The 6428-nt window shown below is 56.5% G+C and carries 4 protein-coding genes; all 4 read right to left on the minus strand.

Translation table 11 applies throughout. The features are described 5' to 3' along the window. Positions 1 to 2138: hypothetical protein (locus tag ACJROR_RS11815; RefSeq protein WP_406547201.1), on the minus strand; the 2138-nt coding region annotated here is incomplete at its 3' end. 277 nt (positions 2139 to 2415) lie between these two features. After that, positions 2416 to 2811, minus strand: a complete 396-nt coding sequence (locus ACJROR_RS11820; RefSeq protein ID WP_406041922.1) for a hypothetical protein — start codon at positions 2809 to 2811, stop codon at positions 2416 to 2418. Next, the gene (locus tag ACJROR_RS11825) at positions 2808 to 5444 is read right to left on the minus strand and encodes a hypothetical protein (protein ID WP_406547202.1); all 2637 of its coding nucleotides are present in this window, start codon (positions 5442 to 5444) and stop codon (positions 2808 to 2810) included. The genes ACJROR_RS11820 and ACJROR_RS11825 overlap by 4 nt, the downstream gene beginning before the upstream one ends. A gap of 24 nt (positions 5445 to 5468) precedes the next feature. Next, positions 5469 to 6428, minus strand: a 960-nt coding sequence (locus tag ACJROR_RS11830) for a hypothetical protein (protein WP_406547203.1), incomplete at its 5' end; no start/stop codon positions are given.

Genomic DNA, 6428 nt, shown 5'->3' on the forward strand with positions numbered 1-6428 from the left:
TTCGGCTTATTTTCCTCTTCCTTCTGTTCTCCGAGAGCCTTGGCCCATTCGTCCATGACATCGGCATCGGATTTCGGCTTATTTTCCTCTTCCTTCTGTTCTCCGAGAGCCTTGGCCCATTCGTCCATGACATCGGCATCGGACTTGGGCTTAGCTGCCTCTTCCTTCTGCTCGGCTTTCTGCCCGTCTTTCTGCTCACCCAAAGCCTGCGCCCATTCGCTCATGACATCAGCATCGGACTTGGGCTTACTTGCCTCTTCCTTCTTCTCGGCTTTCTCTTCCCCAAGAGCCTGGGCCCATTCGCTCATAACATCAGCATCGGATTTAGGAGCTTCTTCGGCTTTCTTCTGTTCCCCAAGAGCCTTGGCCCATTCATCCATAACCGCATCATGATCATCACCCTCGGCGGAGAGATCAATGCCCATGGCCTGAGCAGCGGCCTCCTGTTCCTTGGGATCCGGTTCCGGAGCCGGCTTCGGGGGCTCCTTGCGGGGGGCCTCATGAGACGGCCGGGGCGGTACCAGGTCGGGAGACGAAGAAACATCGGAAATGCCCTCATCCGGCTTTTCCAGATCCGGAACCCTGATAGACTGGCGGAAGCTTTCCTCGTCCAGATCATCAAGATCCCCGGCAGGCGGCGGAGGCGGCGGCGGAGTTTCCGGAGCCGGCTTCGGAGCGGGCTCGGCAGGACTCAGGGACACCTCCTTCTGACGGGAACCGGAGATATCGTCAATCTGGTCGCCGCCGAGAGAATCCAGCACGTCGAGGTCGTCCGTTCCCTCCATGATATTGTCATCCTCCTCCATGAGGAGAGCCTTTCTCTTGCGGTTCTGCTTGATGCGGAGATAAGCGCCGAAGCCCAGACCGGAGAGCAGGATAAGACCCATCATGGTGACTATGAAAATCATGATGCCATTTTCACTGCCTGCGCCGGAGCTTGCCTCATTAGTGCTCTTCTCCAGATCCTCCAGGCGCTTCATTAAAACTTCCTGATTGGTCTTCAGGGCTTCCAGTTCCTCCTGAAGAGCCTGCACCCGGACAGCGCCGTCACCCCGCTCCTTGTCCAGAATCTCCTCCAGCCGGGCCACCCGGGCTTCGAGCTTCTTGAACTCCTCGGAGCTGGCGCCCATGCTGGAGCTTACGGGAGTGCCCTGAGCATTCTTGCCCACCGCGGAGCCCGAGGTCAGGGTCAGGGTGGAGCCGGAAACGCTGGAACCGGAGTCCTGAGATGCCTGCTGCCGCCCTTCGTCCACCATGGTGATATGGCGCTTCCCGTCATCGGTGTACGACTGCCCGGTGTCATCGCCGATCATCATTTCCGGACTGCCGATATCAGCCACCTCGTTAGGAGCTCTGCGGCGATCCTCTTCGGCCGCTTTCAGACGTTCGTTTTCGGCATTGATGTGGGCCACGCAGGTTTCGTACTGCTTCTGATTTTCGGCCTGCTTCTGATCCCGGATCGCCTTCTCTTCCTTTTTGGCGGCAATCTCTTTCTGTTCTTTGTCCCAGGGCTTTTCCAGATCTGAGAGCTTCACCTTCTCAAGGCGTCCCTGCTTAAGAGCCTCCAGAATCTTTTTGCCGTCTTCGGGCTTTTCCAGTCTGACCAGCTTCTCATTGGGAATCTTGAGGCTCTGCCCGGCCATGGGACCGGTGCCCTTGAAGGATTTCGGGTTCAGGCGATACAGCGCCGCCAAGCACTGCTCCCGGGATAAGGTGCGGTCATCGTTCTGGACAAAGAGTTCCAGACCAAGGAAGGTTTCTCCCTTGCTGACCTCGTGGACGGCCTTGGGGGCGCGGAGTTCTTCATCGGAAATCACCACGATGGTGGGAGCCGGAACCGCCACATCGGGTTCCATCTTAAGCTGACACTCGGCGCTGGGATCCTTGTATTTCGGAGCATTGTCCTTTTTGGCGGCCGCGGCATGCGGCTTATTGCCGGGTTTGCCGCTTCTTCTGCGTTCCGGCACGGTGGAGGACGCCCGCTGGACGCTGTCAGCATTGGCAGGAGCCGGCTTTCTGGCGCCGCCGGGGCCTCTCAGCTCAGTCCCGAAGTCATCAGCGGCCCAGACGCAGGCAGCCGCAAAGCTGGCCATGGCGCCGGCAAGAATCAGCATCTGAGTCAGTTTACGCAGTTTCATAATGTTTTCCCAAAGCTCACGGCAATTGTCTGTTGCCCGATAACATAGTCAGCGCGTCAATAAAAAAACGCTCCCCCGGCGCCTGCCGCCGCTTCCGGATGAGAGACCTCTGAACAGGAACCGGGACTTTGCAAAAAAAGAGGAGCTTTGCGGCAAAGGAATCCGGAACATCTCAAAAAACCGCCGGTCTCAGCCGTTAAAATTCCGGCGCGGCAGGAGATATGCCCATGCATATGCCATATGCTATGCAACAAACATACCACTAAAATGAATTTTGTCAGTCAACCAGCCATTTTACCTGAATTTTTCGGCCGCGGTTGTTTCTGGCTACCACCCGCTGTCCCCGGATATCAATCTGGGAGCCGCTGGCGCTCCGCAGCATCTCCTCCCGGGACACAGCGCTGACATGGCGGGATACCTGGCGTTTTTTTTCCATAAGATCCTGGGCATACTTCCTTTCCCAGCTCTCCCGATGAAAATCCTCCGGAAGCATCACCAGAAGATCACTGGGGAGATGATCCGGGGTATCCCAGGCATCACGCACTGTAAATCCGTTATGATTCGCATTGGCGTGATCCGCATGCATCATGGCAGCCTGATATGAAATGAAGCCGATGGCGGCAAAATAAAGCAGAACAAACGAGATCCCGAAGATCTGAATTTTACTTATCATTTGGGCGCAATTGTCTCCAGCGTTAAACCTTTCTCTTCAAGATAACGCTTTCTGGCATTTTTAACTTCAGTTACCTGCTTTTCCCATTCCGTTTTTGCGGAGTCATACACCTTTTCCGCTTCCTGACATGATTTTTCAGAAAGAGTCGGGGGCATGGTATCCCGGGTAATCTTGCGTCCTTCCGCATTCAGATAATCGCTGGCGGCGGGATCCTCGTTCAGCATTTCCGGAATGCCGGGAATGGCGAGCTCGCGGTCAACAAAGGGAAATACCGGAGCGGTATGACTGAAGGCGGAAAAGTTTCTCCGGAATATGGCCGCTGCCGCCTGCTTCCGGGTAACGCCGGCCTCCTTGAGCTCCGGAGTCATCACCTGACTCACCACTACCGAAAATCCCTGGCCGGAAGCTACCTTTATCACGCTCTGGGTCTCCTGCTTCGGAGCCTTGGGACACTCCCCCCGCACCGGAGCGGGAGGCAAAGGGAACATGCTCTCAAGCTCGGCCGCGGAAATTTTCCGGGGCGGCTCGGCAGTGTCCTTGGAGGGCTCGCTGTTTTCTGCCGGAGCCTCAGAGGCCGCAGGCGCAGTCTCTTTGGCGCTGTCAGGAGCCTTTTCCGGAGAGCCGGAATCCTGCGGGACGGGCTCCCCGCTCTTTTCGGTCTCTGTCTCTTCGGGAAGATCGGCGGGAGTATCATCTATAAAATCATTTTCATCATCCTGAGCTACAGAGTCTGCCGGAGCGGTTTCAGCGGCGGCGGAAGCGGACGCCGTATCCTCGGCATCTCCGTTATCTTCGGCGCCATCTTCACCGTCAGGAGCTTCATCAGCGGCATGCTGCGCAGCTTCCGCTTCAGCCTCGGCCTGCCGGGCCTGTTCCCGGATCGCCTGCTGGCTGGCAGAATCAGTGGTTCTGCCCGCAAGATCATTTTCCCAGTCGGATTCCGGCGGAGTCTGATTCTCCTCACCGTTACCAGCATCATCGTACTCCGTCTCGCCGGCATCTTCTCCGGAGGAATCATCATTTTCCGCGTCATCGGGATCCGGTTCCTGATACTGATCATCCACGGATGAGCTGGCGCGGGTTACCGCATCGGCCGGGAGTTCATTCTGCGTCTCAAACTCCTGCTTCAGAATCTCCACGGAGAACTGATCCGCCTCATTCCCGGAGTTCCGGCTGTTAAATGCCGGAATAAAGTTTTCCTGAGGAGGGAGCTCCGGCTTTGCAGCAGGCTTCTCTGCTGGCTTCTCTGCGGGTTTGTCGGCAGGTTTGGCTGCGGGCTTATCAGCCGGCTTTGCAGCGGGTTTCTCTGCCGGCTTATCGGCTGGTTTGGCGGCGGGCTTCTCTGCAGGTTTTGCTGCTGGCTTCTCGGCTGGCTTATCCGCGGGTTTCTCAGCAGGCTTGTCGGCGGGCTTTTCAGCTGGTTTATCGGCCGGCTTGTCGGCCGGTTTATCTGCGGTCTTCTCAGCGGGTTTTTCGGTAGGTTTATCGGCCGGTTTTTCAGCTGGTTTATCGGCCGGCTTGTCAGCGGTTTTTTCGGCAGGTTTATCGGCCGGCTTTTCTGCGGGCTTCTCAACTGGTTTGTCAGCCGATTTTACAGATGGTTTATCTGCGGGCTTGTCAGCAGGCTTTTCTGCGGGCTTCTCGACTGGTTTGTCAGCCGGTTTTGCAGCTGGTTTCTCTGCAGGCTTTTCAGCTGGTTTATCTGCGGGCTTCTCAGCGAGTTTTTCGGCAGGTTTATCGGCCGGCTTTTCGGCAGGTTTTTCAGCAGGTTTAGCTTCCTGCTTCTCGGCAGGCTTTGCGGCTGGCTTGTCAGCGGGTTTCTCTGCTGGCTTTTCAGCAGGTTTAGCTTCCTGCTTCTCGGCAGGCTTATCGGCCGGTTTGTCAGCCGGTTTGGCGGCGGGTTTCTCTGCCGGCTTTTCAGCAGGTTTAGCTTCCGGCTTCTCGGCAGGCTTCTCGGCCGGTTTGTCAGCCGGTTTGGCAGCGGGTTTCTCTGCTGGCTTTTCAGCAGGTTTAGCTTCCGGCTTTTCTGCGGGCTTCTCGGCCGGTTTGGCGGCGGGTTTCTCTGCCGGCTTCTCAGATGGTTTGGCTGCTGGCTTTTCTGCTGGTTTCTCAGCCGGCTTCTCAGCTGGTTTGGCCGCAGGCTTTTCTGCTGGTTTCTCAGCCGGTTTCTTTGCGGTGTTCTCGGCTGGTTTATCTATGGCTTTCTGTTCGGCTGCGGGAACGGCAGGAGGCTTAAGGGGGACAGCGGTTTTGGGCTCGGCGGGGGATACGGGATCCGGACGCCAGTCCTCGTTTCCGGTGACCAGAATCGGGTTGTAGTCCTTTTCGGAGGTTTCGGGGCTGTAATGGTTCTCATCAAGATAATCCTTGACGATCCGGGAACCGGGCTGTCCGATGCGCACCTCGGAATATGATACCCGTCCCCGCTTGCGATGCTTCAGAATCTTCTGTTCCTGTTCCGGAGTGAAGAAAGGGAGACCGGAATCATCCGGAAAAAGAATATCAATGCCGGTGCCTTCATTGTCTGTTTGGCTGTCCGGGGGATTTCCGGAATCAGCCAGAGACGCCTGAAGCAGCAGCGTGCCGCCTAGAGCGGCCGTAATTATCGCCTGGGCGATTTTAGAAAGCTTCATCTGAATACATCCACCGCTTTAAACCTATTTTGGCTCCCCGGCATCCTGGGAAGCCGCATCTCCGGCCGGGGCCTCGTCTTCAGCGACAGGAACTGTCAGTTCCTCCGGAGCATCACCGGGACGCACCGGAAGATTTTTTTCAAGACAAACGGCTCCGGCGGTGAACTCCGGCGCTTTCTCGCGGCGCTTGTCCAGTTCTTCCACCGGCACCTTCAAAGTCACCTCCTTGTTAACGCGCTTGAGTCCCTGACTGTACATGGAACCGGGAGCGCAGTTACGCACCCAGGAGGTCCAGGCATAAGAAGCATCGTCATCCTGCCGGCCCCAGTCTCCCAGATGGTAGGAAACGGCCAGATTGGAAGCTGCCATGAGATCTCCCATTTTGGCCAGAATCTCCAGATAAGACAGCACGGCCTGCTGACTCTGTTCCCGGTACTGCTCAATTGCGGACAGCCTGACATAATACTTGATGAGATTCCAGTAAACCCGGGCCGCCAGAGAACGGGATTCATCGTCCTTCTGATCCCGGTAATGCATCAGCACCCGGTTATAATAAAACTCGGCTTCCTTCATGGCCTTGTTGATGTCAGCCTGACTCTTCATGCTGAGAGTGCTGGCCTGCAAAATATCCGCATAAATGAAGGCCGCTTTGTAATTGTCAGCGTCAGCCATGGCCTTTACCTTTTCGGCATGCTCCTTTTTAAGGCGGTGCACGGCTTTGAGAGTGGTTACAAAGCGCAGAAAGCCGTCATCGGTCTTGTCGGCTTCCATCTCCTTCAGAAAATTCAGGGCCACGCCCTTGTTGTCCACGCCGTCATTGGCGGGATGGTTCATCTGGGTGACCACATAGGTCTGCCGGGCATCCGCGGAGCCCTTTTTGGCGGCGTTGTAAAGAAAATGCCGGGCCTTCCGTTCATCCGGCTTAATGCTGACAAAAAGATCGTGCTCCCCGCTGACAAACCAGAGTCCCACGGTATAAAGAAG

Origin of the sequence: Succinimonas sp. (assembly GCF_045225735.1) — a bacterium.
Lineage (GTDB): Bacteria > Pseudomonadota > Gammaproteobacteria > Enterobacterales > Succinivibrionaceae > Succinimonas.

Bases quoted from the DNA above. Each gene is read 5' to 3' on its own strand.
- ACJROR_RS11825 (WP_406547202.1), bottom strand. From the start codon at position 5,444: ATGAAGCTTTCTAAAATCGCCCAGGCGATAATTACGGCCGCTCTAGGC.
- ACJROR_RS11820 (WP_406041922.1), bottom strand. From the start codon at position 2,811: ATGATAAGTAAAATTCAGATCTTCGGGATCTCGTTTGTTCTGCTTTAT.